This is a genomic window from Pseudoxanthomonas winnipegensis (genome assembly GCF_004283755.1).
Lineage (GTDB): Bacteria > Pseudomonadota > Gammaproteobacteria > Xanthomonadales > Xanthomonadaceae > Pseudoxanthomonas_A > Pseudoxanthomonas_A winnipegensis.
The window spans coordinates 320,120-343,750 of sequence record NZ_SHMH01000002.1 but is presented as its reverse complement, the minus strand read 5'-3'; the positions used below and the strand labels follow the sequence as shown (position 1 = coordinate 343,750).

18 protein-coding genes and 3 pseudogenes are annotated in these 23,631 nt (G+C 70.6%); 12 read left to right on the top strand and 9 right to left on the bottom strand.

Going from position 1 to position 23,631, the window contains the following annotated elements; translation table 11 throughout:
- The first annotated feature begins 3 nt into the window (after nt 1-3).
- A complete protein-coding gene (locus tag EAT51_RS04930) occupies nt 4-390 on the top strand; it encodes a winged helix-turn-helix transcriptional regulator (RefSeq protein WP_130553949.1) in 387 nt (128 codons plus the stop codon).
- A gap of 112 nt (nt 391-502) precedes the next feature.
- Nucleotides 503-1,768 (top strand): glucosylglycerol 3-phosphatase, encoded by a 1,266-nt coding sequence (stpA, locus tag EAT51_RS04925; protein ID WP_130553950.1) that lies wholly within the window; start codon nt 503-505, stop codon nt 1,766-1,768.
- A gap of 335 nt (nt 1,769-2,103) precedes the next feature.
- Here the strand turns inward: stpA and EAT51_RS04920 are convergent, their stop codons facing one another.
- Both EAT51_RS04920 and EAT51_RS04915 read right to left on the bottom strand, forming a co-directional pair.
- A complete protein-coding gene (locus tag EAT51_RS04920; protein ID WP_130514667.1) occupies nt 2,104-2,427 on the bottom strand; it encodes a thioredoxin family protein in 324 nt (107 codons plus the stop codon).
- Nucleotides 2,428-2,502: 75 nt separating this feature from the next.
- On the bottom strand, nt 2,503-3,315 hold the full coding sequence (locus EAT51_RS04915) for an NYN domain-containing protein (protein WP_130530109.1): 813 nt from the start codon (nt 3,313-3,315) through the stop codon (nt 2,503-2,505).
- Nucleotides 3,316-3,439: 124 nt separating this feature from the next.
- Between EAT51_RS04915 and EAT51_RS04910 the strand changes: the two genes are divergently transcribed.
- Nucleotides 3,440-4,864, top strand: a complete 1,425-nt coding sequence (locus tag EAT51_RS04910; RefSeq protein WP_130561369.1) for an amino acid permease — start codon at nt 3,440-3,442, stop codon at nt 4,862-4,864.
- 151 nt (nt 4,865-5,015) lie between these two features.
- A pseudogene (locus EAT51_RS04905) lies at nt 5,016-5,406 on the top strand (transposase); the annotation flags it as partial.
- Between the two features lie 193 nt (nt 5,407-5,599).
- Here EAT51_RS04905 and EAT51_RS04900 read toward each other — a convergent pair.
- Nucleotides 5,600-8,725: a multidrug efflux RND transporter permease subunit gene (locus EAT51_RS04900; protein ID WP_130553952.1), complete on the bottom strand. Its 3,126-nt coding sequence runs from the start codon at nt 8,723-8,725 to the stop codon at nt 5,600-5,602.
- A gap of 15 nt (nt 8,726-8,740) precedes the next feature.
- Complete coding sequence (locus EAT51_RS04895) at nt 8,741-9,889, bottom strand: efflux RND transporter periplasmic adaptor subunit (RefSeq protein WP_130553953.1); 1,149 nt, start codon at nt 9,887-9,889, stop codon at nt 8,741-8,743.
- A 148-nt stretch (nt 9,890-10,037) separates the two neighbouring features.
- Between EAT51_RS04895 and EAT51_RS04890 the strand changes: the two genes are divergently transcribed.
- The 3 genes and pseudogenes from EAT51_RS04890 to EAT51_RS20555 form a co-directional block, all read left to right on the top strand.
- The gene (locus EAT51_RS04890; RefSeq protein WP_130553954.1) at nt 10,038-10,769 is read left to right on the top strand and encodes a response regulator; all 732 of its coding nucleotides are present in this window, start codon (nt 10,038-10,040) and stop codon (nt 10,767-10,769) included.
- Complete coding sequence (locus EAT51_RS04885) at nt 10,766-11,827, top strand: ATP-binding protein (protein WP_130553955.1); 1,062 nt, start codon at nt 10,766-10,768, stop codon at nt 11,825-11,827. Before EAT51_RS04890 ends, EAT51_RS04885 begins: the two co-directional genes overlap by 4 nt.
- 290 nt (nt 11,828-12,117) lie before the next feature.
- Nucleotides 12,118-12,222, top strand: a pseudogene (locus EAT51_RS20555) (IS5/IS1182 family transposase); the annotation flags it as partial.
- A gap of 215 nt (nt 12,223-12,437) precedes the next feature.
- Here the strand turns inward: EAT51_RS20555 and EAT51_RS04875 are convergent.
- The 5 genes and pseudogenes from EAT51_RS04875 to EAT51_RS04855 form a co-directional block, all read right to left on the bottom strand.
- Nucleotides 12,438-13,676 carry an MFS transporter gene (locus EAT51_RS04875; protein ID WP_165421899.1) on the bottom strand — a complete coding sequence of 413 codons (1,239 nt, stop codon included), beginning with the start codon at nt 13,674-13,676 and terminating at the stop codon, nt 12,438-12,440.
- 76 nt (nt 13,677-13,752) lie between these two features.
- Nucleotides 13,753-15,972, bottom strand: a complete 2,220-nt coding sequence (locus EAT51_RS04870; protein WP_165421900.1) for a TonB-dependent siderophore receptor — start codon at nt 15,970-15,972, stop codon at nt 13,753-13,755.
- Nucleotides 15,973-16,051: 79 nt separating this feature from the next.
- Nucleotides 16,052-16,906, bottom strand: a complete 855-nt coding sequence (locus tag EAT51_RS04865; RefSeq protein WP_130553958.1) for a nitrilase-related carbon-nitrogen hydrolase — start codon at nt 16,904-16,906, stop codon at nt 16,052-16,054.
- Nucleotides 16,903-17,826: pseudogene (locus EAT51_RS04860) on the bottom strand (proline iminopeptidase-family hydrolase). Before EAT51_RS04860 ends, EAT51_RS04865 begins: the two are co-directional and overlap by 4 nt.
- Before the next feature lie 183 nt (nt 17,827-18,009).
- Complete coding sequence (locus EAT51_RS04855) at nt 18,010-18,792, bottom strand: helix-turn-helix transcriptional regulator (RefSeq protein WP_205956271.1); 783 nt, start codon at nt 18,790-18,792, stop codon at nt 18,010-18,012.
- A 287-nt stretch (nt 18,793-19,079) separates the two neighbouring features.
- Between EAT51_RS04855 and EAT51_RS04850 the strand changes: the two genes are divergently transcribed.
- Genes EAT51_RS04850 through eutC form a run of 5 tightly spaced genes read left to right on the top strand, consistent with a single transcriptional unit; the run spans nt 19,080 to nt 23,610 of the window.
- Nucleotides 19,080-19,955 carry an alpha/beta hydrolase family protein gene (locus EAT51_RS04850; RefSeq protein WP_130553959.1) on the top strand — a complete coding sequence of 292 codons (876 nt, stop codon included), beginning with the start codon at nt 19,080-19,082 and terminating at the stop codon, nt 19,953-19,955.
- The gene (locus EAT51_RS04845; protein WP_130553960.1) at nt 19,948-20,751 is read left to right on the top strand and encodes an HpcH/HpaI aldolase family protein; all 804 of its coding nucleotides are present in this window, start codon (nt 19,948-19,950) and stop codon (nt 20,749-20,751) included. The genes EAT51_RS04850 and EAT51_RS04845 overlap by 8 nt, the downstream gene beginning before the upstream one ends.
- The gene (locus EAT51_RS04840; protein WP_130553961.1) at nt 20,748-21,434 is read left to right on the top strand and encodes an RraA family protein; all 687 of its coding nucleotides are present in this window, start codon (nt 20,748-20,750) and stop codon (nt 21,432-21,434) included. The genes EAT51_RS04845 and EAT51_RS04840 overlap by 4 nt, the downstream gene beginning before the upstream one ends.
- On the top strand, nt 21,431-22,834 hold the full coding sequence (locus EAT51_RS04835; RefSeq protein ID WP_130561368.1) for an ethanolamine ammonia-lyase subunit EutB: 1,404 nt from the start codon (nt 21,431-21,433) through the stop codon (nt 22,832-22,834). The genes EAT51_RS04840 and EAT51_RS04835 overlap by 4 nt, the downstream gene beginning before the upstream one ends.
- Nucleotides 22,831-23,610, top strand: a complete 780-nt coding sequence (eutC, locus tag EAT51_RS04830; RefSeq protein ID WP_130553963.1) for an ethanolamine ammonia-lyase subunit EutC — start codon at nt 22,831-22,833, stop codon at nt 23,608-23,610. The genes EAT51_RS04835 and eutC overlap by 4 nt, the downstream gene beginning before the upstream one ends.
- Nucleotides 23,611-23,631 lie beyond the last annotated feature (21 nt).

Below are 23,631 nucleotides of genomic sequence, written 5' to 3'. Positions count from 1 at the left end.
GCCATGACCCTCCACCGCTCCACCGCCCCCTACGCCGCCCACTGCCCCGTGCGCGATGTGCTCGACCGCCTGGGCGATCGCTGGAGCACGCTGGTGCTGCAGGCGCTGAAGGACGCGCCGCTGCGCTTCGCCGCGCTGCAGCGGGCCATCGACGATGTGTCCAAGCGCATGCTGGCCAAGACCCTGCGCGGGCTCGAGGAAGACGGGCTGGTCACGCGCACGGTGTTCCCCAGCAAGCCGCCGGCGGTGGAGTACGCGCTGACACCGCTGGGCCGCAGCTTCGTGCCGCATATCGAGGCGCTGGTGGCCTGGGCGGAGACGCACCACGATGCGATCCGCAGCGCGCGCCGCCGCTATCAGGCCGCGCCCGCGCACGACGGCGGACGCTGAGGTCGCGGCCGCTGCGACAGGCGCCACCGTCACCGGGTTGCAGGAGGCTTTTTCGTGTCGCTGGCGCGGCGCGGTCACGAACCGATGCGCGCCAGGACGCTACCCTGTGCGCATGACCTCTGCTGTAAACCACGGCTTCTCGCAGGACCACGCCGCCCTGCTCGATTCGCTCGCGGCCACGCCCGACCTGCTGCTGATCCAGGATCTGGACGGGGTGTGCATGGGGCTGGTGCACGACCCGCTGACGCGCACGCTGGAGCGTGATTACCTCGAGGCGGCGGCCCGGCTGGGCGATGCGTTCGCCGTGCTGACCAATGGCGAGCACATCGGCGCGCGCGGGGTGAACGCCATCGTCGATCGCGTGTTCGGCGCGCCCGGCCATGCCGCCGCGCACGGCGCCTACCTGCCCGGCCTGGCGGCCGGTGGCGTGCAGTTGCAGGACCGCTTCGGCACGCTCAGCCATCCGGGCGTCAGCGATGCGGAACTGGCCTTCCTGCAGGGCGTGCCCACGCGCATGACGCGCTGGCTCTCCACGCTGCTGCTCGGCGCGCCCTACCACCTCGAACCGCATCGCGTGGCCACGCTGGCGGCCACCTGCGTACTGGACAACCCGGCCTCGCCCACGCTCAACCTCAACGCCCTGCACCATGCTTTGGCCGAGCAGCCGGCGCTGTACGCGCAGTTGCAGCGGCAGGCGGCGGACTTCATGCAGGCGCTGCTGCGTGAGGCGCGGGCGGAGGGGTTGGACGGCGCGTTCTTCGTCCACTACGCGCCCAATCTGGGGCGCGACGACGCCGGTGCCGAGCGCCTCAAGCCGGCCGCGGAGGGCGATGCGGGCACCACCGACTTCCAGTTCATGCTCGAGGGCGCGGTCAAGGAAGCCGGCGTGCTGGTGCTGCTCAACCACCATGTGCACGCGCGCACCGGCCGCTGGCCGCTGGGCGCGGATTTCAATGCGCGCCAGGCACCGCGCACGCTGGAGGCCCAGGTGGCATTGGCGCGGGCGCAGATCGCGCCGGCCGACATGCCGCGCCTGGTCGGCGTGGGCGACACCGTCACCAGCGTGGCGCACGACGGCGCGCAGCTGCGCGGCGGCAGCGACCGCGGCTTCCTGACCCTGGTGCAGCGCCTGGGCGAGGCCTTCGGCACCGACAATCGCGTGCTGTTCGTGGACAGCAGCGCCGGAGCAGTACGACGGGCCGGGCTGGATGCGGCGCGCCTGTCGGCGGGCGCGGGCGATGCGGGCTTCGATCCGCGCACCGCGGCGCTCGGCATCACCGATGCGGACGATCCGCTGCGGCTGGATGTGGTGTTCCCCGGTGGCCATGCGCAGTACGTGGAGTTCTTCTGCGCGCTGGCGCAGCGGCGTGCGGCGTAGCGCGTGCGACGCAGCTGGAATTGCCGGGGCTGGCACTTGGACTCACAGCGGCGCCGGCATTGGCATTGAGATGGACCTGGAAGCAGGAAGCCGTCGGCTGAGCGGGTAACGTGTTTTCCAAGCGCTCCGCTTCTGCCCCTCCCCTTTGCGCGCAGCGCAAGGGGGAGGTTGGGAGGGGGTTGCTCTTGCGCTGTTGCTGTTGCTCCACGCCAGTAGCAACGGAAAAAGCAACAGCAACAGCTCACCCCTCCCCGGCCCTCCCCTTCGCTGCGCGAAAGGGAGGGGGCTAAAAGCTTGTGCGCTTGCCGTGCGCCCCGTGCGCCCTGCCGTGTGGCTCAGTCGAGCAGGGCCAGGGCGCGCTGGACGTCTTCGGCGGTGCGGGGGCGGATCATGCGCGCGATCTCTTCGCCGTCGCGCAGCAGCACCACGGTCGGCCACAGCTTGACCCGGAACGAGCGGCCCAGCGGGCGGCCGCGGCCGTCTTCGATCTTCATGTGGGCGATGTCGCCGCGCGCGTCGAAGGCGCGCTTGAAATGCGCCTGCGCCTCGATGCAGTGCGGGCACCAGGCGGTGCCGAACTCGAGGGCGGTGAGGCCAGGCATCGCGTCGATCTGCGTGCGCGCCGGCTCGGGGCTGGTGAATTGTCCGGTGTAGGCCATCGTGGTGCCCCTCCCAAGGCGTGGATGCATCGCACCCTACCGCAGCGCAGCTGACGCCGGCCAGCACATGGCCGGCTACAGCGCCCGGACGTAGACCAGCTGCCCGCCGTTGCCGCCGGCGGCGCGCTCCTGCACGGCGAAGTGGCGCGACTGGCTGCGGAACAGGTCGCTGAGCTTGCGATGGCCGTACAGGCGCGGATCGAAGTCGGGGCGGATCTTGTTGAGATAGGTGCCCACCGCGCCCAGCGAGGCCCAGCCCTCTTCGTCGGAAGCCTCCTCGATGGCCTGGCGCAGCAGCGACAGCGGCGGCGTATTGCCCTTGGCCTGCACCGGCTCGCTCGCCGCGGCGCTCGCGGCCTGCTTGCTCGCGCGCTTGGCCGGCGCGGGCTTGGCCGTCTCCGGCGCGGCACTGGCGGGCTCGGCGCGCAGCACATCGTTGTAGATGAACTTGTCGCAGGCCTGGACGAAGGCATCGGGCGTCTTGCGCTCGCCGAAGCCGTAGACCACCAGGCCTTCCTCGCGCAGGCGCTGGGCCAGGCGGGTGAAGTCGCTGTCGCTGGAGACCAGGCAGAAGCCGTCGAAGCGGTGCGTGTACAGCAGGTCCATCGCGTCGATGATCATCGAGCTGTCGGTGGCGTTCTTGCCACTGGTGTAGGCGAACTGCTGCACCGGCGCGATGGAATGCTTGAGCAGCGCGGCCTTCCACTGGGTCATGCGCGAGCTGGTGAAGTCGCCATAGATGCGCTTGACGCTGGCCACGCCGTACTTGGCGACCTCGGCCAGCAGGCCTTCGATCACCGCCGGCTGGGCGTTGTCGGCATCGATCAGCACGGCCAGGCGCTGCTGGTCGTCCTCGCTGGCGGCCTTGAGCGGCGATTTGGGTTTCATGCGGACTCCTTCTGAAAGCCGACATCCTACGCGCCACCCACGAAGCGCCGCGTCGCCGCAGCGTGCAATGGGCGCCGTGCTTCGGCCACACTTGCGCACCCGTCCGGATTCCAAGGCTTACCGCATGTCCGCTTGGCTGCGCCGCAAACCGCTCGACCAGATCACCGTCCACGAAGCCGGGCACCGCCTGGTGCCCACGCTGTCCTGGCCGCATCTGGTGGCGCTGGGCATCGGCGCCATCGTCGGCACCGGCATCTACACGCTCATCGGCGTGGGCGCCAACCTGGCCGGGCCCGCGGTGCTGATCTCGTTCCTGGCCGCCGGCATCGTCTGCGCCTGCGCGGCGCTGGCCTACGCCGAGATGTCCACGATGATGCCCGCGGCCGGCAGCGCCTACACCTACAGCTACGCGGCGCTGGGCGAGGTCATCGCCTGGGTGGTGGGCTGGAGCCTGATCCTGGAGTACTCGCTGGTGGTGAGCACCGTGGCGGTGGGATGGTCGGGGTACTTCGTCGGCTTCCTGCAGTGGCTGGGCGTCTCGTTGCCGCATGCGCTCATCGCCGGCCCGCACGCCGGCGGCGTACTCAACCTGCCGGCGGTGCTGATCACCTTCGCCGTGGCCGGCCTGCTGATGGCCGGCACCAGGGAGAGCGCCACGCTCAATGCGGTGCTGGTGGTGATCAAACTGATCGCGCTGGCGGTGTTCGTGGCGCTGGCGCTGCCGGCCTTCGACAGCGCGCACCTCACCCCGTTCATGCCCTATGGCTTCTCCAAGTCGGTGGGTGCCGATGGCGTCGAGCACGGGGTGATGGCCGCGGCGGCGATCATCTTCTTCGCCTTCTACGGCTTCGATGCCATCTCCACCGCGGCGGAGGAAACCAAGAACCCCGGCCGCGACCTGTCCATCGGCATCGTCGGCTCGATGATCGGCTGCACGCTGATCTACGTGCTGGTGGCGCTGGCGGCGGTAGGCGCGATGCACTTCACCGTGTTCGGCAAGAGCGCCGAGCCGCTGGCGCTGATCCTGCGCGAACTGGGCCACGGCACGGCCGCGGCGGTGATCGGCATCGCCGCGGTGATCGCGCTGCCGACGGTGCTGCTGGCCTTCCTGTACGGGCAGAGCCGGATCTTCTTCGTGATGTCGCGCGACGGCCTGCTGCCGCGCGGGCTGTCCAAGGTCAACGCGCGCACCGGCACCCCGGTGGCGACCACGCTGTTCACCGCAATCCTGGTCGCGGCGCTGGCCGGCGTGGCGCGCCTGGACGAGATCGCCGCGCTGGCCAATGCCGGCACGCTGGCCGCCTTCACCGCCGTGGCCGCCTGCCTGCTGGTGCTGCGCAAGCGCGAACCGGGCCGCGCGCGCAGCTTCCGCACGCCGCTGGCCTGGGTCGTCGGGCCGGTCGCCATCGCCGGCTGCCTGTATCTGTTCTTCAGCCTGCCCAGCCGCACCCAGCTCTACTTCCTGGTGTGGAACCTGATCGGCCTGGTCGCCTACCTGGCCTACGGGCGGCGCAAGGCCGAGCTGGGCAAGTCCGACGCGCCGCGCTGAGACCGCGGCGCGCTTCCCTGCCTTGTGCGGCTAGGGCTTGAATGAATTGTTAGGCGGCAGCTCACCGCCGTCGGGTTGCTTACGGCAACGCTGAACAAGTCCGCATCAGTTGCGAAGATCGCCGCATGGTCAGCTAGACGGAAAAGGACCGATAAAACAGCAGGCGTTGGCGATGGCCGCTGATCAGGGGTGCCGGGTTCGAGCAGCATCGCCGGCCGACGCGGCGGGACGTGCTCCTGGCGACCAGGGAGCGGATTGTGTCGTGGTCGACGCTGTGCGCGGTGATTGATCCGTGCTCCCCCAGAGCAGGCAAAGGCCGGCCCCCGGTCGGTCTGGAGCCGATGCCGCGGATGTACTTCGTGCAGCGCGGGTTCAAGCTGGCCGACGAGACCTGCGAGGAGGCGCTGCTGGACGGCACGGCGCTGCGGCGCTTCGTGGGAATCGACCTGGGCCGGGAGCGGGCGCTGGAGACGACGACGTTGCTGAGGTTTCGACGCCTGCTGGAGCAGCATGAATTGGGTTCGCAGCGGTTCGCTGAGGTGCGTGCACAGTTGCGGAGGGGCTAGCGAACCTGTCCCTGGCACGTGCGCGGTTGGCAGGGTAGCCGCACCGGGCAGCACAAAGGCAGCCAGGAGCGCCTGGAACTGGGCGCGGAACGAGTGCACATCACTGATCGAAGACCGTCATGATCCAGATCGGTAGGCTCCGCGCTGCAGCTACTTGATCCGCGGTGCCCTAGGCTGACGTACCATCGCTGCGCCGCGCACGCCAACGCGCAATCCGTTCCTGCATTCCCACTACGAACACGAAGAATGCCGGGACGAAGAAGATCGCCAGCACGGTGCCGCTGAGCATGCCGCCGAACACGCCGGTGCCGATGGCGTGCTGGGTCTCGGCGCTGGCGCCGCTGGCCAGCATCAGCGGCACCACGCCCAGGGCGAAGGCCAGCGAGGTCATCAGGATCGGGCGCAGGCGCAGGCGCGCGGCGTTGCTCGCCGCCTCGACCAGGCCCTGGCCATCGCGGTGCAATTGCCGGGCGAACTCGACGATGAGGATGGCGTTCTTCGCCGACAGGCCGATGATGGTGATCAGACCGACCTTGAAGAACACGTCGCTGGGCAGACCGCGCAGCATCACCGCGGCCACCGCGCCGAGCAGGCCCAGCGGTACCACCAGCATCACCGACAGCGGGATCGACCAGCTTTCGTACAAGGCTGCCAGCACCAGGAACACCACCAGCGCCGACAGCAGCATCAGCAGCGGCGCCTGCGCGGCCGACTGCCGCTCCTGCAGCGATTGCCCGGTCCAGGCCACGGCGAAGCCGGGCGGCAGTTGCGCGGCCAGCCGTTCCATCTCGGCCATGGCCGCGCCGCTGGACACGCCGGGCGCGGCGCCACCGGCGATGCGCACGGCCGGGAAGCCCTGGAAGCGCATCAGCTGCTGCGGGGCATCGGTCCAACTGGGGCGCACTACCTCGCGCAGCGGCACCATGCCGCCGCCGTCGCTGCGCACGCGCAGGCCGAGCACGTCGTCCAATTGCATGCGCGCGGCAGCGTCGGCCTGCAGGATCACTTGTTGCATGCGCCCGGCGTTGGGGAAGTCGTTGACGTACAGCGAGCCCATCGCCGCCGACAGCGTATTGCTCACCGCGGCGAACGACAGGCCCATGGCCTCGGCCTGCTGACGGTCGATCTCCAGGTGGATGCTCTTGCCCGGCGGCAGGCCATCGGGATACACGTCGCGGACCACCATGCTGCCCGCGGCCAGTTCCAGCAGCTTCGCCTGTGCCTGCATCAGTGCGGCCTCGCCGCGGTTGCCGCGATCCTGCAGGTATAGGGTGAAGCCGGAGGAGGTGCCGAGCTCCTCGATGGCCGGCGGCAGCAGGCTCATCACCGTGCCTTCGGGCAGGGTGGCCATGGCCTGCTGCGCGCGTTCGGCCTCGTTGCGCGCGCTGGCGCCGCCGCGCTGGTCCCAGTCCTTGAGCATGGTGAAGGCGATGGCCGCGTTGGGCCCGGCGCCGGAGAAACTGAAGCCGAGGATCACCAGATTGGACGCCAGCGCCGGGCGCGTGGCGACATGGCGCTCGAACGCCTTGACCACGTCCAGGGTGCGTTCGCTGGTGGCGCCGGTGGGCAACTGGATCGAGGTCATGAAATAGCCCTGATCCTCTTCCGGCAGGAACGCCGAGGGCAGCACGCGCATCGCCAAGACCAGCGCCACGCACAGCGCCGCGAACACCGCCATCACCCGCCCGCCACGCCGCAACAACCACCTCACGCGCGCGGCGTAACCGCCGGCCAGGCGCTCGAAGCCACGGTTGAAGGCGCCGAAGAAGCCGCGCTTGGCGTGATGGCCGGGCGCGACCGGACGCAGCAGGGTGGCGCACAGCGCCGGGGTCAGGGTCAACGCCAGGAACGCCGAGAACAGGATCGACACCGCCATCGCCAGAGTGAACTGCTGGTAGATCACCCCCACCGAGCCGCTGGCGAAGGCCATGGGAATGAACACCGCGGTCAGCACCAGGGTGATGCCGGCCACCGCGCCGGTGATCTCGCGCATCGCCTTGGCCGTGGCCTGCCGCGGCGGCAGACCTTCGCTGGCCATGATCCGCTCGACGTTCTCCACCACCACGATGGCATCGTCGACGATGATGCCGATCGCCAGCACCATGCCGAACATGGTCAGCACGTTGATCGAGAAGCCGGCCAGCAGCATCACCGCGAAGGTGCCCAGCAGCGCGATCGGCGCGACGATGGCCGGGATCAGCGTGTAGCGCGCGTTCTGCAGGAACAGGTACATCACCAGGAACACCAGCACCATCGCTTCCAGCAGGGTCTTGAGCACCTGCTGGATGGACAGCTTCACGAACGGCGCGGTGTCGAACGGAATCGAATAGGCCATGCCGGCCGGCATGCTCGCGGCTAGTACGGTCATGCGACCTCGTACCGCCTGCGCGGTGCGCAGCGCATTGGCGCCGGGCGAGAGCTGGATCGCCGCGCTGGTGGCGGCGGCGCCGTTCTCGCGGTTGGAGAAGGCATAGGACTGCGCGCCCAGTTCCACCCGCGCCACATCGCCCAGGGTCACCCGCGCGCCGCCGCTGTCGGTCCGCAGCGCGATGGCGGCGAACTGCGCCGGCGTGGTCAATTGTCCGGCCACGGTCAGCGGCACGGTCAGGCGCTGACCGCGCACGGTCGGCGCGTCGCCGAGCCGGCCGGGGGCGATCTGCGCGTTCTGCTGTTCGATCGCCTGCGCCAGCTCGGTCATGGTCAGGCCGTAGGCGATGAGCTTGTCCGGGTCCACCCACATGCGCATGGCCTGCTCGGCGCCGAACAACTGCACGCGGCCGACGCCGTCGACGCGCCGCAGTTCCTGCACGATGTTGCGCGCCAGGTAGTCGTTGAGCGCCACTTCGTCGTAGCGGCCGTCGGGCGAGATCAGGCCGACCAGCATCAGGAAGCCGGAGGCGGCCGATTCCACCTGCAGGCCGTTCTGCCGCACCGCCTGCGGCAGGCGCGGCTCCACCGCCTTGATCCGGTTCTGCACGTCCACCTGCGCCAGCTCCGGGTCGGTGCCGGGCTTGAAGGTGGCGGTGATCTGCGCGCTGCCCGAGGTGTCCACCGAGGACTCGAAGTACAGCAGATTCTTGACCCCGGACAATTCGCGCTCGATCAGGCTCACCACCGAGTCGTTGAGGGTCTGCGGGGTGGCGCCGGGGTAGGTGGCGTACAGCGCCACCGACGGCGGCGCCACCGACGGGTAGCGCGCCACCGGCAACTGGCCGATGGCGAGGGTGCCGAACAGCACGATGAACAGCGCGATGACCCAGGCAAACACCGGGCGCTCGATGAAGAACTGCGGCATGGCGGCGTCCCCGGCTCAGTCCGCGACCGTGGCGGCCGGCGGCTGCCATGGGCTGACGTGGACGCGGGCGCCGGCGCTGAGCCGGTCGATGCCTTCGACCACCACCTGCTGCCCGGCCTGCAGGCCGGAGACGATGCGGTACTGCCGCTCGATCAGCTCGCCCAGTTGCACCGTCGCGCTGCGCACGCGCTTGTCGGCGTTCACCACCCACACCTGCGCGCGCTCGCCGATATGGGTGACCGCTTGCTGCGGCACGCGCAGCGCCTGCGCGTAGTGCGCGCGCGGCACCCGCGCCCGCACGTACATGCCCGGCAGCAGGCGCCGCTGCGGGTTGTCGACCAGGATCCGCAGCAGCACGTCGCCGGTGCCGGCATCGACGTTGATGCCGGAGAACAGCACGCGTCCGCCGACGCCCGACGGCGTGCCGTTGCGGTCGAGGATCTGCGCCGGCAGGCCGTCGCCGGCGGCGGCCTGCGCGCGCGCGACCGGATCCAGCGGATCCAGGTCGGCGGCGGACTGGCGCACGTCGACGTAGACCTGGTCGATCTGCTGGATCACCGCCATCGGCGCGCTGTCGCTGGGCGAGACCAGCGCGCCTTCGGTGAGCAATGCCTGATCGATGCGACCGCCGATCGGCGCATCGACGGTGGCGAAAGCCAGATCCAGGCGCCGCCGCGCCAGCGTCGCCCGGGCCTCGGCCACCGTGGCGGTGGCCTGCGCGCGCTGCGAGGCGACCTCGTCGACCATCTGCCGGCTGACCATGCCCGAGTCCAGCAGCCGCTGCAGCCGCGCGTGCTGCACGTCGGCCAGGCCCTGCGCGGCCTGGGCGCGGTGCAGCGCGGCCGCGGCGGTGTCGACGTCGGCCTTGAGCGGCGCCGGATTGATCTGGAACAGCGCGTCGCCGCGCTGCACATCGGCGCCTTGTTCGAAGAAGCGGCGCTGCACGATGCCGCCGACCTGCGGGCGGATCTGCGCGCTGCGCACCGCGGCGATGCGTCCGGGCAGGTCCACGCTGACCGTCATCGGCGCCGGGCGCAGGGTCAGCGCGGTGACCTGCACCGGCGCGGCCGCCGGCGGCGGCGGCATGCCACCGCCGCAGCCGACCAGGGCCCACCCCAGCGCCACGCCGATACCCAGATTCCGTCGCTGTTGCCGCTTGCCCATGCCTCGTGCCTCATCGCTGCCGCCGCGGATGCGGCGACGCCAAAGCCGTGCATGGTGGCGGCCGCGGATTGCGCGGCGTTCGATACTGTGTGGAGATATGATGGAGATCCGCGCCCGTCTGGGCCGACGCGCCTTTCGCCGCCACGCCATGTCCGTTTCCTCTCCGGGCGCCGCCGCGCCCGCGTCCGCGCCACTGGTCCTGATCGCCGAAGACGAGAGCGAGATCGCCGAGATCCTCAGCGCCTACCTGGCGCGCAGTGGACTGCGCAGCGCGCACGCCGCCGATGGCCGCGCGGCGCTGGACCTGCATCTGGCGCTGGACCCGGCGCTGATCCTGCTGGACGTGCAACTGCCTGCGGTGGACGGCTGGAAGGTGCTGGCCGAGCTGCGCCACCGCGGCGACACGCCGGTGATCCTGCTCACCGCGCTGGATCAGGACATCGACAAACTGATGGGTCTGCGCCTGGGCGCCGACGACTACGTGGTCAAGCCGTTCAACCCGGCCGAGGTGGTGGCGCGGGTGCAGGCGGTGCTGCGGCGCATCCGCGGCAGTGGGGGAGAGGAGACACGCAGCCTGCGCGTGGGGGCCTTCCACATCGACCTGGACCAGCACGAGGCCAGCGTGCGCGTGGGCGAACGCCGGCACACGCTGGACCTGACGCTGACCGAGTTCAAGCTGCTGGTGCGGTTGATGCGCGCGCCCAAGCGGGTGTTCAGCCGCGCCGAGCTGCGCGACGCCTGTCTGCCGGAAGGCGATACCCAGGAGCGCACCATCGACAGCCACATCAGCAAGCTGCGCAAGAAGCTGGAGGCGCTGGGCGTCCAGGGCACGCCGACCAGCGTGCGTGGCGTCGGGTACCGCTTCGGATCCGGCGCATGAGCCGCGCGCCGGGACTGCGCCGCCAGGTCATCCTGTCGCTGGGCGCGTTGGCGCTGTGGATCATCCTGTTGTCGGTCGTGGGTTCCTACGTGTTCTACGCGCTGGCGGTGGCCTACCGGCCGGACAGCATCTCCGACACCTGGGTGCCGTCGCACGTGGAGATGCTGTGGATCGGCGCCACTGCGGCGCTGGCCGTGGCGATCGCGGTGGCGGTGGCGGTACGGCTGTCGCGGCGCATCCTCACGCCATTGAACTCGGTGGCGTACAGCCTGCGCGAAGTCGCCCAGGGCAACCTGCATGCGCGCGCGACGATGGGCGCGCATGCGCTGGGCGAGACCGCGCAACTGGTGCGCGATTTCAACGCCATGGCCGACCGCCTGCAGACGATGACCCGCGAGCGCGCGTTCTGGAACGCTGCCGTCGCCCACGAACTGCGCACCCCGGTGACGATCCTGCGCGGACGCCTGCAAGGCCTGGCGGAGGGGGTGTTCGTGCCGGACGTGGCCGTGTTCGAGAGCCTGTTGCGGCAGGTGGAGGGCTTGACCCGGCTGATCGAGGATCTGCGCGTGCTCAGCCTCAACGACAGCGGTCACCTGGAATTGCATCCGGCGCCGGCCGATCTGGCCCAGGAAGTCGCGGCGGTGCTGCATGCGTTCGGCGGCAGCCTGAGCGCGCGCGGGCTGGTGCTGGAAGCGACGCTGGCCCTGCGCACGCCGGTGCTGTGCGATGCGATGCGCATTCGCCAGGCGCTGATGGCCTTGCTCGAAAACGCGCAGCACTACGCCGAGCCGGGCGCGTTGCGGGTCGGGGTGCAGGCGCACGCAGGCCAGTGCGTGCTCTACGTGGAGGATGCCGGCCCCGGTATCGCGCCGGAGATCGCCGCGCGGGTGTTCGATGCGTTCCGCCGCGGCGATCCGTCGCGTGCGCGCAAGAGCGGCGGCAGCGGGCTGGGCCTGGCGGTGGTCAAGGCCATCGCCGTGGCGCATGGCGGCGATGCGCTGTGCGTGTCGGTCGGCGGCGGTACCCGTTTCGAACTGCGCTGGCCGCTGGCCAGGTAGACGAATGTGTCCGGGAACAGCGGCGTCAGCCGTGCTGGCAGACAGGCCGACGCAAGCGTCGATAGCGCTGGAGGATGGGCCGAGCGAACCGAGCCGTGCCGCAATCACCCCCTGCGCAGAAATGGTGGCAAGGACTCTGGTTCAACCGCACCGCCGCTGAGGTGTCAGCGGTGCTGGTGGTGATCGGCGCGACCTGCGCTTGCGTGCAGGACGTGGAGCTCAAGCCGCTGCAGCGGCGCCAGGCCGCGCGCCAGGCCAGCGCCTGCGATGCGCAGGCCACGTCGTTGATGCTCACCCTGCGGGGGCTGAAGGTGGGCACGGCTACAAGCGTGGACGCGACGATCGTCGGGGCGCCAAGCTCGACCAAGCACGCGGGCAAGGCGCGTGATCCTCAAGATGCACCAGACCGGTGTTCGTGGTGGCGAAGCGGCTGTGGAGCTTTGCCAAGGTGCGCTATGGCGGGTTGGACAAGAACACCGACCGCGGCTTCGCGGCGCTGGGGCGGGCGAACCTGTGCTGGGCGCGAAACGACTGCACATCACTGACCGAAGACCGTCATGATCCAGCTCGGTAGGACGCCTCGCGCTGCAGCGACTTGATCCGCGTTGTCCTACGCCCGCTGGGCGGGGAAGCGCAGCAGGCAGATCAGCACGATGCCGATGACGCAGAACACCAGCGGCACGCACAGCGCATAGGTCCAGTTGCCGGTGTGTGCCACCAGCTGCGCCATCACCACCGGGAAGATGCCCGCGCTCACGTTGCCCCAGAATGCGGTCCAGGCCGCCAGCAGCGGCGTGCGGCGCCCGCCGAAGTCCTGCACGGACGACCACAGCACGCCCTGCACCAGGCCCACGCCGCACAGCGACAGGCACAGCGTGACCACCACCAGGTGCAGGTTGCTGATGAACGGCACCAGCGCCAGCGCGCCGCCGCCCATGCACAGGCCGAGCACGCCGGCCGGCAGGCGCGCCTGCTTGAGCGAGCCGCCGCGCTTGAGCAGGTGATCGGCGAAGAAGCCGTAGGCGGTCACGCTGGCATACAGCGCCAGCCACGGCATCGCGTTGTACCAGCCCGAGGCGGTGAGCGTGACGCCGCGTTCGCCGGTGAGGTACAGCGGCAGCCAGCTGAGGAAGAAGGCCTGCACGCTGATCAGGCAGAAGTAGAACGAGGACAGCAGCCAGGTGGTGCGCGAGGCCAGCATCTGGCGCAGCTCGGGCCAGATGTGCGTCTGGCCGTCGGCCGCCGCGACCGGCCCGCCGGGCTGGCCGCGGGTGAGCAGGCACCACACCCCGCACAGGCCGACGCCGATCAGCGCATAGGCGTAGAAGCACACCCGCCATCCGTAGCGGTAGGCCAGCGCGCCGGTGAGGATCGAGCCCACCACCGGGCCGAGGTACTGACCCGACAGCGCGATGGAGGTGAAGCGCGAGCGCCGCTCGGCGGGAAACCAGCGCGCGATCGCGGCCACCGAGCTGGGCCAGTCCGGCGCCTGCGCCGCGCCCAACAGCAGGCGCAGCAGCAGCATGGTCCAGAAGCCGGCCGCCAGCGGCATCAGCCCGATGGCCAGCGACCAGCCGAACAGCGCGATCGCCAGCAGCCTGCGGAAGCCGTAGCGCTGGATCAGCCAGCCCGAGGGCAGCTGGAACAGCGCATAGGTCCAGGAGATGGCCGCCAGGATGTAGGACATCTGCGCCAGTCCGAAGCCGAACTCGCGCTGGATCACCGGCGCCACCATGACGAAGGCGTTGCGATCCACCGACAGGATCAGATTGATCGGCGCCAGCGCGAAGAAGAACGGCACCCAGGGCCGGATCCCTGCGCCGGTGGTACGCGCGCTCTGCTCACCCATGCTCATTGCATCCTCTGGTGGGGGGAACCGGACCTGGCATCGGGCCGACGGACCGATGCCAGGCCATGGCGCTGGATCAGAAGTCGAAGGTCACGTTGGCGAAGAACGTGCGCGGATCGCCGAGGAAGATGTACGTGGCCGAGCCGCCGATCCAGTAGGTCTTGTCGAACAGGTTGCTCACGCCCGCACGGTAGGTCACCGCGTGGCTGCCGACCAGCTGCTGGTACTTGGCCGTCAGGTCGTAGAGCGTGTAGCTGGGCGTGCTGACGGTGAGCTTCAGGGCGGTGTTCTGGTAGGCCACGGTCTTGCCGGTGTAGCGGGCCTGGGCCGAGAACGAGAGCCCTTCCACCGTCGGCACCGTGTAGTCGGCGTGCAGCGAGGCGCTGGTGCGATACGCGCCGGGCACGCGCTTGTTGAGCAGCCAGGGGAAGGAGGCGTTGAGGTAATCGGCCTTGTCCAGCCACACGGCCGAACCGCCGACGACCAGATCGTCGCTGAGCTTCAGGTCCAGCTGGCCGTCCAGGCCCTGGTAGCGGCTGATGCCGCTCTGCACCCAGACGTTGCGCTCGTTGCCGTAGCCGGTGGCGCGGTCCACGCGGAAGGCGGCCAGCGCGGTGCGCACCAGGCTGCCGTCGTTCTTGAAGCCCAGCTCCCACTGCTTGCTGGTGCCCGGCTCCTTCAGCTCGCCATAGTTGACGTACTGCGCGCCGACCGCGCTGCCCGGCTCCAGGGCCTCCGAATAGCTGGCGTACACCGTGGTCTGCTCGCGCGGCTTGTACATCAGCGCCAGCGTCGGGGTGGTCTCGTCGGTGGTCACCTCGAGACTGGACTTGGTGTAGCTGGTGGGCGAGGCGAAGGTGTAGCGGCTCTGCTGCTGGCTGTAATGGGTGAAGCGCACGCCGGCGATGGCCAGCCAGTGCGGCGTCAGCTGCACGGTGTCGCTGACGAACAGCGCCTGCTGCCGGTTCCAGTTGTTGGGGAAACGCGCCTGGCCGTCCACGTCGATCGGCGTGTAGTTGAAGTCCTGATCGACATACAGGTTGCGATAGCCGTAGTTGCGATAGCCCGGCAGCTGGTGCGACAGGCCGCGCGTCTCGCGCTGCTTGATGGTGGTGCCGCCCAGCACCAGCCGGTTCTCCAGGCCGAACACGTCCACCGTGCCGGTCAGCAGCAGCTGCACCGCGTCGTTGTTGTAGATCTGCAGCCCCTCGAAGGTCCGGTCCTGATAGCGGCCGGCGGCGTTGATCAGGCTCAGGTAGTCCTTGGAGAACACCTGGTCGGTGCGGCTGTGGGTCAGGCGCAGGTCGGCGCTCCAGTCCTGCGCGAACTTCCAGTTCAACCCCGTGCCCACGTAGAGGAAGCGCGGGTTGTCGTAGGCCTGGTCGGCCTGCGGATTGCGCACCACGCCTTCGGGCGAGGGCAGCCGCTCCTGGTTGTAGGAGGTCAGGAAGACCATCGGCGCCGGCTTGCCGAAGCGCGACTTGACGTAGATCGAATCGAACGACCAGGTCAGCGCATCGGTGAGGTTGGCGGTGGTGGCCAGCGACAGCGCGCGCCGCTTGACGTCGGTGCCGGTCGGCGTGGTGCCGTCCTCGTTGACCGCGTTGAGGCGGAAGCCCAGGCCGCTGCCGTCCGAGGCGCCGCGGCCGATGTCCACGTGCTCCTTGAGGATGTTGTTGGAGGTCCAGCCCACGTCGGCGCTGAGCAGGCTGCCTTCGACCGGCTTCTTGGTCACGTAGTTGACCGCGCCGCCCGGCGAGGTGAAGCCGTACATGAAGCCCGAGGCGCCCTTCATCAGCTGGATCTGGTCCATGACCTCGATCGGCAGGCTCAGGCCCCAGGTGGTGACCGGCACGCCGTTGAGCTTCTGGCTGCCGTCGGTGGAGGAGATCGCGATGCCGCGCACCGAGATGAAGGACGACCAGCCGGTGTAGGCGCTGCCGGCCTGGCGGGTCACGCTGGCGTCGCCGCCGAAGGCGTCGTACAGCGAGGCCGGCTGCTTGTCCTGCAGGGCCTCGGAGGACACGGCCGAGATGGAGAACGGCGTGTTGAGCTTGGACACCACGCCCAGCGCGCCGCCGGTCACGTCCTTGATCTGGCGGGTGCCCTTGGTGATGACCTTGCCCAGTTCCTTGACGTTGTCCTCGCCGCCGTCGGCGGGCGTGGCGGTCTGCGCGGCAAGCGGGCCGGCCGCGCCCAGCAGCACGGCGGTGATGACACAACACAGCAGGCGGGGCCGCGCGAGGGCGCGCCGCGCATGGGCATGAGACACGACGGGGAGGGCGGAGCGGGTCATGGGGAGGTGTTCCTGAGAAGGCTGACAGGGAGGGCTGGCGAGCAGTGGAACGTCGGGAGGAGCGGGTGCGCTGAGCGGGTCAGTCGCCGATGCGGATGCAGTGCGTCGGCGGCAGCTGCCGCCGTTGGGACAGGGTGGGCAAGCGCTGGCGCGCTTCGATGACCTCGGCCGGATCCAGGCGCGCGCCGAGCACGGCGGGGTCATCGCCGGCGGCCGCGATGACCTGCCCGAACGGCGCGACGATGCGGCTGTGGCCGTAGGTGTAAACGCCATCGCGCTGGCCGCACTGGGCCGGCGCGACCACGTAGCTGCAGGTCTCGATCGCGCGGGCGCGCAGCAGGACCTCCCAGTGCAGCGGGCCGGTCACCACCGAGAACGAGGCCGGGATCAGCAGGACATCGGCGCCGGCCTGGGCCAGGGCCTCGTAGAGATAGCCGAAGCGCAGGTCGTAGCAGATCGACAGCCCAAGGCGCAGGCCCAGCGGCACGATCTCCACCACCGTCGGCGCACCCTGGCCGGGGCGCACGCTGGCAGATTCCTGGAAGTCGCCGGCGCCGCCCAGGCGCACGTCGAAGGTGTGCAGCTTGTCGTAGCGCGCCACCACCTCGCCGCGCGGGTCGATCACATGGCTGCGGTTCCAGATGCGCGTACCGTCCTCGGTGCGCAGCAGCAGCGAGCCGGTGTGCAGCCAGATGCCGAGCTCGCGCGCCAGGTCGGCGCACAGGGCCAGCGTGGTGTCCTGCGCCTCGGGCAGGCAGGTGCCCGGATAGTCGCGGTTGTCGCGCAGCAGCAGGTTGGCCGCTTCCGGCAGGCACACCAGCTGCGCACCGGCGTGCGCCGCCGCGCGCACCGCCGCGGCAATGGCGGCGTTGTTGGCGGCCACGTCCGCGCCGCTGCACAGCTGCACGGCGGCCACCTGCACCGGCGCGCTCATGCCGCGCCTCCACCGAGGCGGTCGTGCGCGGCCAGGAAGGCATCGATATGCCGCATCGTCGCCTCGCGCTCCTCGACATGGCACATGTGCGAGGAGGCCGGCATGCACACCCAGCGCGCGTCGGGGATGCGTTCGACATAGGCGGCCACGCAGGCCGGCGTAGCCTCGTCATGGGCGCCGGAGATCACCAGCGTCGGCGCCTGCACCTGGTCCAGGCGCGCGCCGATGTCCCAGTCGCGCAGGCTGCCGATGACGTGGAACTCGGTCGGCCCGTTCATGCTGAAGTAGACGGTGGGATCGTCGGCCATCGCGGCGAAGGTGCGCTGCACTTCCGCCGGCCATGGGTCCAGGCGACAGACGTGGCGCTGGTAGAAGACCTGGGTGGCGGCCTGGTAGTCCGGATGCTGGTAGTCACCGGTGGCCTCGTGGCGCTCCAGCGCCTCGCGCACGTCCTGCGGCAAGGCCTTGCGCAGCCGTTGCGCCTCGCGCACCCACAGCGGAAACGACGAAGGCGAGGAGGCGATGACCAGGGCGTTGAGCCCGGCCGGCCGGCGCACCGCGTGCTCGGCCGCCAGCATGCCGCCTCAGGACTGGCCCAGCAGGTCGTAGCGCTGGGCGATGCCCAGGTGTTCGAGCAGCGCGTCCAGCTCGTCCAGGAACAGCTGCACCGTCCAGAAGGCATCTGGCGCCTCACGCAGGTGCGTGGAGCGCCCGTTGCCCAGCTGGTCGTAGAACACCACCGGCCGGCCGCCCCGCGCCAGGTCGGCGAAGGCCTCCAGATAGTCGTGCGTGCAGCCTGGCCCGCCGTGCAGCAACACCAGCGGGACCAGGCCGGAGCGCAGGTCGCCGATCACCCGATACCACGTGGCATGCCCCCTGAAAGAGACATGGCCTTCGCGGGGGACACTGCGCTGGTGCATCGATCGTTCCGGTTGCGGGGACAGTCCCCTTCGCAACCAAGACTCGCGATCCGGCGGCCTTGCGACAACTGTAAGAAATTGCAGTTTTATTGCGAGGGCCGGTCGCTAGCATGGATCCGCAACCCGCCAGACCCCGCCGGCCTCACCGCCGCGGCGACGGCCCGCTCTTTGAGAATCCGCACATCAATCCAGCGGCTCGCGCAGATAGCCGAAATGCGCGGCACGGGCGATGGCCTGCGCCCGGTTGCGCCCGCCCAGCTTGCGCGCGGCACTCTGCAGATGCAGCACCACGGTCGACTCGGAGCGCTTGAGCTTCCAGGCGATCTGCTTGGAGGACAGGCCCTGGGCCGAGAGCACGATGCACTCCTGCTCGCGCACGCTCAGGCCGATGCCGACCGGGGTGAGCTCCTCGCGGCCGAACAGCTGCGCCAGCCGATCGTTGGTCGCATGCGCCAGGTAGGCCAGGCGCAGCACGTGCAGGTCCAGCGCCTGACGCGCCTCGGCGAAACACGCGTCGTGCCACAGCGCGGTCATGGTGGCAAAGCGGTTGCCGGGCATGTGCAGCGGCACGGTGACCCCGCGCGTGTAGTGCCAGTCGTGCAGCACTTCGGCCACCGCGTGGCTGTCCTCGTCCAGATGCGGCTGCAGCGCCGAGGCCTCCTTGCGGTGATAGGACCAGAAGAACGGGCAGGACCCGCGCAGCGCCAGCGCCTGCACCGGATCCTTCTGGTAGAGCCCCTGGCGCACCCACAGGTCGCGCATGTCCGAGGGCACGTTGCAGGGCTCGATCACGCTGGGCATCATCAGCACGCCTTCGGGCGTGGTCGGCACCGGGGCGAAGTCGTAGATGAGCGCGTCGAATCCGAAGCGACGCGCGATCTGCAGCGCATTGCGCAGGCAATCCTGGACGCTGGTCGCCGCGGGCACCATGTCGGGCAGTTCCCACGAATTGTCGATGGCGTGCATGAGACGGATGTCCCCAAGCATCTCGCCCCGGCCCGCTGCGGGCCAGGAAGCGGCAATGGCGAACCCGGTCGTCCTGTCCGGGCGTGTAGCGCCCCTCCCCAGGGTCGCTTGCGGGGTCCTGGCCGGTCGCGGGCCGATGCTGCGGCCCACCGAGCGCCTTGCGTCGCGCTGCCTCGCGCATCCGTGCCGACCGATCGCCAGGGCCGCGCTGGTGCAACCCCGAGCGCCTGCGTCCGGATCATAGCGCGGTTTTTTCGGCGCGCACGCACGCAGGCTCCGACGGATTGATGTGCACCGATCGCCCTGGATTTCCCCATTTATTCCGGAGTCGCGTCATCAACATCACCGTCAACAACAGCAAGCTGTTCACTCGCGGCCGCACCCCGCAGCTCGCGTGCCGCTACGACCAGCGCTTCAGCTACTGCCTGTATCTGCCGCAGACGCCGTACACCACCGCCTCGCGGATCGTGGTCGCCATGCACGGCAGCGAGCGCAGCCACCAGGACTACTGCGATGGCTTCGCCCAGCTGGCCGAGCGCTCCGGGGCGGTCGTGCTGGCGCCGCTGTTTCCCTGCGGCATCGGCGACCCGGACGACATGGACAACTACAAGTACATCCGCTACCACGACATCCGCTTCGATCTGGTGCTGCTGCGCATGGTCGAGGAGGTGCGCCAGCGCTACGGCCTGCAGCCGGCGCCGCTGCAGCTGTTCGGCTTCTCCGGCGGCGCCCACTTCGCGCATCGCTTCCTCTACCTGCATCCGCGCACGCTGGAGGCGGTGTCGATCTGCGCCCCCGGCCATCCCACGCCGCTGAACCTGCACGCGCCGTGCTGGCTGGGCGTGGCCGATCTGGAGCAGCAGTACGGGCAGGCCGTGGACCTGCCGGCGATCCGCCAGGTCGCCATCCACCTGGCCGTGGGCGAACTGGACAACGCCGAACTGCCGCCGCTCTCGCCGCGCGCCGCGCCCGGCGTGCCGACCCTGCAGCATGGCGCGGGCCAGACCCGCATCGAACGCCTGCAGGCGCTGTCGGCCAACTACCGCAGCTGCGGCGTCCATCACCAGTTCGAACTGGTGCCCGGGGCCGGCCACCAGCGCGCGCCGCTGCAGGCCGCCGCGGCGCGCTTCTTCCTGCGGCAGCGGGGGCTGGGCGATGAATGAGCTGCCGACTAATCGCCTGGTCCAACGCCTGCGCGCAGGCGCGGTCTCGCGCGGGGCGTGGCTGTTCACCCCCAGTGCGGATGTCGCCGAGATCCTGGCCGGCTTCGCCCTGGACGCGCTGATCCTCGACCTGGAACACACGCCGACCAGCCTGGACCTGGCGCTGGCCCAGCTGCGCGCCATCGGCGCGCACGGCCCGACGCCGCTGGCGCGGGTGGACGCGGCCGACAGCCGGCTGATCAAGCCGCTGCTGGATGCCGGCGCGCAGGGCATCCTCGCGCCGAACGTGGAGTCGGCCGAACAGGCCGCGCAGCTGGTCGCGCACTGCCGCTACCCGCCCGCCGGCCGGCGCGGCCTGCACTACACGGTCTGCCGCGCCGCCGGCTGGGGCGCGCAGGCTTCGGCCTATGCCGCGCAGGCCGAGGCCAACACGCTGGTGGTGGCGATGATCGAGTCGGCGCGCGGCGTGGCCGCCATTCCCGAGCTGGCGCAGGTGCCGGGCCTGGACATGCTGTTCTTCGGCCCGCTGGATCTGTCGGCCAGCATCGGCGTGCCAGGCCGCTACGACGCGCCGGAGTTCCTCGAGCTCTGGCACGAGGGCGAGCGCCGCTGCCGCGAGGCCGGGCTGGCGCTGGGCGGCACCGTCCTGCCCGGCCACGGCGCCGCGCGCCTGGCCGCGCGCGGCTATGGGCTGGTCACGCTGGGCGCGGACGTGGGCTTCCTGCGCGCCGGCGTGGCGGCGACGCTGGAGGACCCGGCGCACCGGCTGGCCTCGACCGCGGAGGCCGAGGCATGAGCGCCCTGCCCCGCTACCGGCTCGGCGACTTCCCCGAGCCGCTGGACGCCGCCCTGCGCACCGCACTGGCCCAGGTGGAAACCTCCACCGTCGGCCATGGCGTCCCGTGGGGGCTGATGCGCCGCGACCTGCGTCCGGTCGCGCCCGGGCTGCGCCTGGTGGGGACCGCGGTCACCCTGGCCATCCCGGGCGCCGACTCGACCCTGCTGCACCACGCCCTGAGCCTGCTGCGCCCCGGCGATGCGCTGGTGATCGACCGCCTGGGCGATCGCGACCATGCCTGCCTGGGCGGCATCGTCGCCGCGGCGATCCAGCGCACCGGCGCCGTCGGCGTGATCCTCGATGGCCCCTGCACCGACCTGGAGCAGCTGCAGGCCAGCGGCCTGCCGGTGTGGTGCCGCGGCACCTCATCGGTCACCACCCGCCTGCTGGACTGGGGCGGTCGCCTCAACCACCCGGTGAGCTGCGGCGGCGTGGTGGTCCAGCCCGGCGATGCGGTGGTCGCCGATGCCGACGGCGTGCTGGTGCTGCCACGCCAGGAGGCCGCGGAGATCGCACGCGCCGCGCTGGCCCTGCAGGCGCGGGCCGAGACCCTGCTCGACGCGGTGCGCGCGGGCCAGGCGCTGGGCCTGCACAGCGGCGCCAGCGCCCTGGTGATGGCGGGCGCCGGGCCCACGCGATGAGCTACCGCCACGTCATCGACGGCACGGTCTGGGACTTTTGCGATCTGCGCACGCTGCTGGCCAAGGCCAGCCCGCTGCGCTCGGGCGACCAGCTGGCGGGGCTGGCCGCCGACTCGGAACTGGAGCGCATGGCCGCGCGCCTGTGCCTGGCCGAGGTGCCGCTGCGGCGCTTCCTGCACGAGGCGCTGATCCCCTACGAGCAGGACGAAGTGACGCGGCTGATCCTGGACACGCACGACGCGGTCGCCTTCGCGCCGGTGGCGCACCTGACCGTGGGCGAGCTGCGCGACTGGCTGCTGTCCGAGCGCGCCACCACCGCGGCGCTGACCCAGCTGGCGCCGGGCCTGACCCCGGAGATGGTGGCCGCGGTCAGCAAGCTGATGCGCAACCAGGACCTGATCCTGATCGCGCGCCGCTGCGAGGTGGTCACGCGCTTCCGCAACACGCTCGGGCTGGCCGGCACGCTATCGGTGCGCCTGCAGCCCAACCATCCCACCGACGACCTGCGCGGGATCGCCGCCAGCATCGTCGATGGCCTGCTGTACGGCGCCGGCGATGCGGTCATCGGCATCAACCCGGCCAGCGACGATCCGCGCGGCCTGGCCGCGCAGGTGCGCATGCTCGACGACATCATCGCCGGGCTGGAGATCCCCACCCAGAGCTGCGTGCTGACCCACATCACCAACAGCCTGCGCATGATCGAGCGCGGCGCGCCGGTGGACCTGGTGTTCCAGTCCATCGCCGGCACCCAGGCTGCCAACGCCAGCTTCGGCATCGACCTGGCGCTGCTGGAGGAGGGCCACCAGGCCGCGCGCGCATTGGGGCGCGGCAGCGTGGGCCAGAACGTCATGTATTTCGAGACCGGGCAGGGCAGCGCGCTGTCGGCCGGTGCGCACCATGGCGTGGATCAACAGACCTGCGAGGCGCGCGCCTACGCGGTCGCGCGCTGGTTCCAGCCGCTGCTGGTCAATACGGTGGTGGGCTTCATCGGCCCCGAATACCTGCTAGACGGCAAGCAGATCATCCGCGCCGGGCTGGAGGACCACTTCTGCGGCAAGCTGCTCGGGCTGCCGATGGGCTGCGACGTCTGCTACACCAACCACGCGCAGGCCGACGCGGACGACATGGACAATCTGATGACCCTGCTGGCCGCCGCGGGCCTGACCTACATGATGGGCGTGCCCGGCGGGGACGACATCATGCTGATGTACCAGAGCAGCGCCTTCCACGACGCGCTGTACCTGCGCCGGCTGCTGGGGCTGCGGCGCGCGCCGGAGTTCGAACATTGGCTGCAGCGCGTGTCGCTGGTGGACGCCAACGGCGCGCTGCTGCAGCACGGGCGGCAGCCGGACATGATGCAGCGCCTGCTAGAGCGCATGCCGCCGCAGGCCGGCCCATGAGCGAGGCCACCGATCCGGACCTGCGCGCGCCCCTGCCCGACCCCTGGCAGGCCCTGCGCGAGCACACCCCGGCCAGGATCGGCCTGGGCCGTAGCGGCACCAGCCTGCCCACGCGCGAGGTACTCGCCGCCGGCGTGGCGCATGCGCGGGCGCGCGATGCGGTCCACGCCGCGATGGACTGCGCGGCCCTGCGCGCCGCGCTGGCGCGGCTGGGCCTGCAGGCGATCGAGGTGGACAGCGCAGCGCCGGATCGCGCCCGCTATCTGCGCCGTCCCGACCTTGGACGGCAGCTGTCCGCCGAGAGCCGCCAGGCGCTGGGCCAGCACCCGCGCCTGCGCCAGGACGACGCCCTGCTGCTGGTGATCGCCGATGGCCTGTCGGCCACCGCCATCGCGCGGCACGCCGTGGCGGTCTGCGCCCAGATCCTGGCCCAGCGCCCGGCCGACTGGTCGGTGGGCCCGGTGGTCCTGGCCCGGCAGGCGCGCGTGGCGCTGGGCGATGCCTGCGGCGATCTGCTCGGCGCGCCGATGGTGGCGGTGCTGATCGGCGAGCGCCCGGGCCTGAGCACCTGCGACAGCCTGGGGATCTACCTGACCCACACCCCGGGCCCGGGCCTGACCGATGCCGACCGCAACTGCATCTCCAACATCCACGGCGCCGGGCTGTCGCCGGCCCAGGCCGCCGCCAAGCTCTGGTGGCTGATCGGCGCGGCGCAGCTGTTGGGCGCCACCGGCGTGGCGCTCAAGGACGAAAGTCAGGGCCTGCTGCCCGGCTGAGGGTCTGGCCGGCAGGCCTGT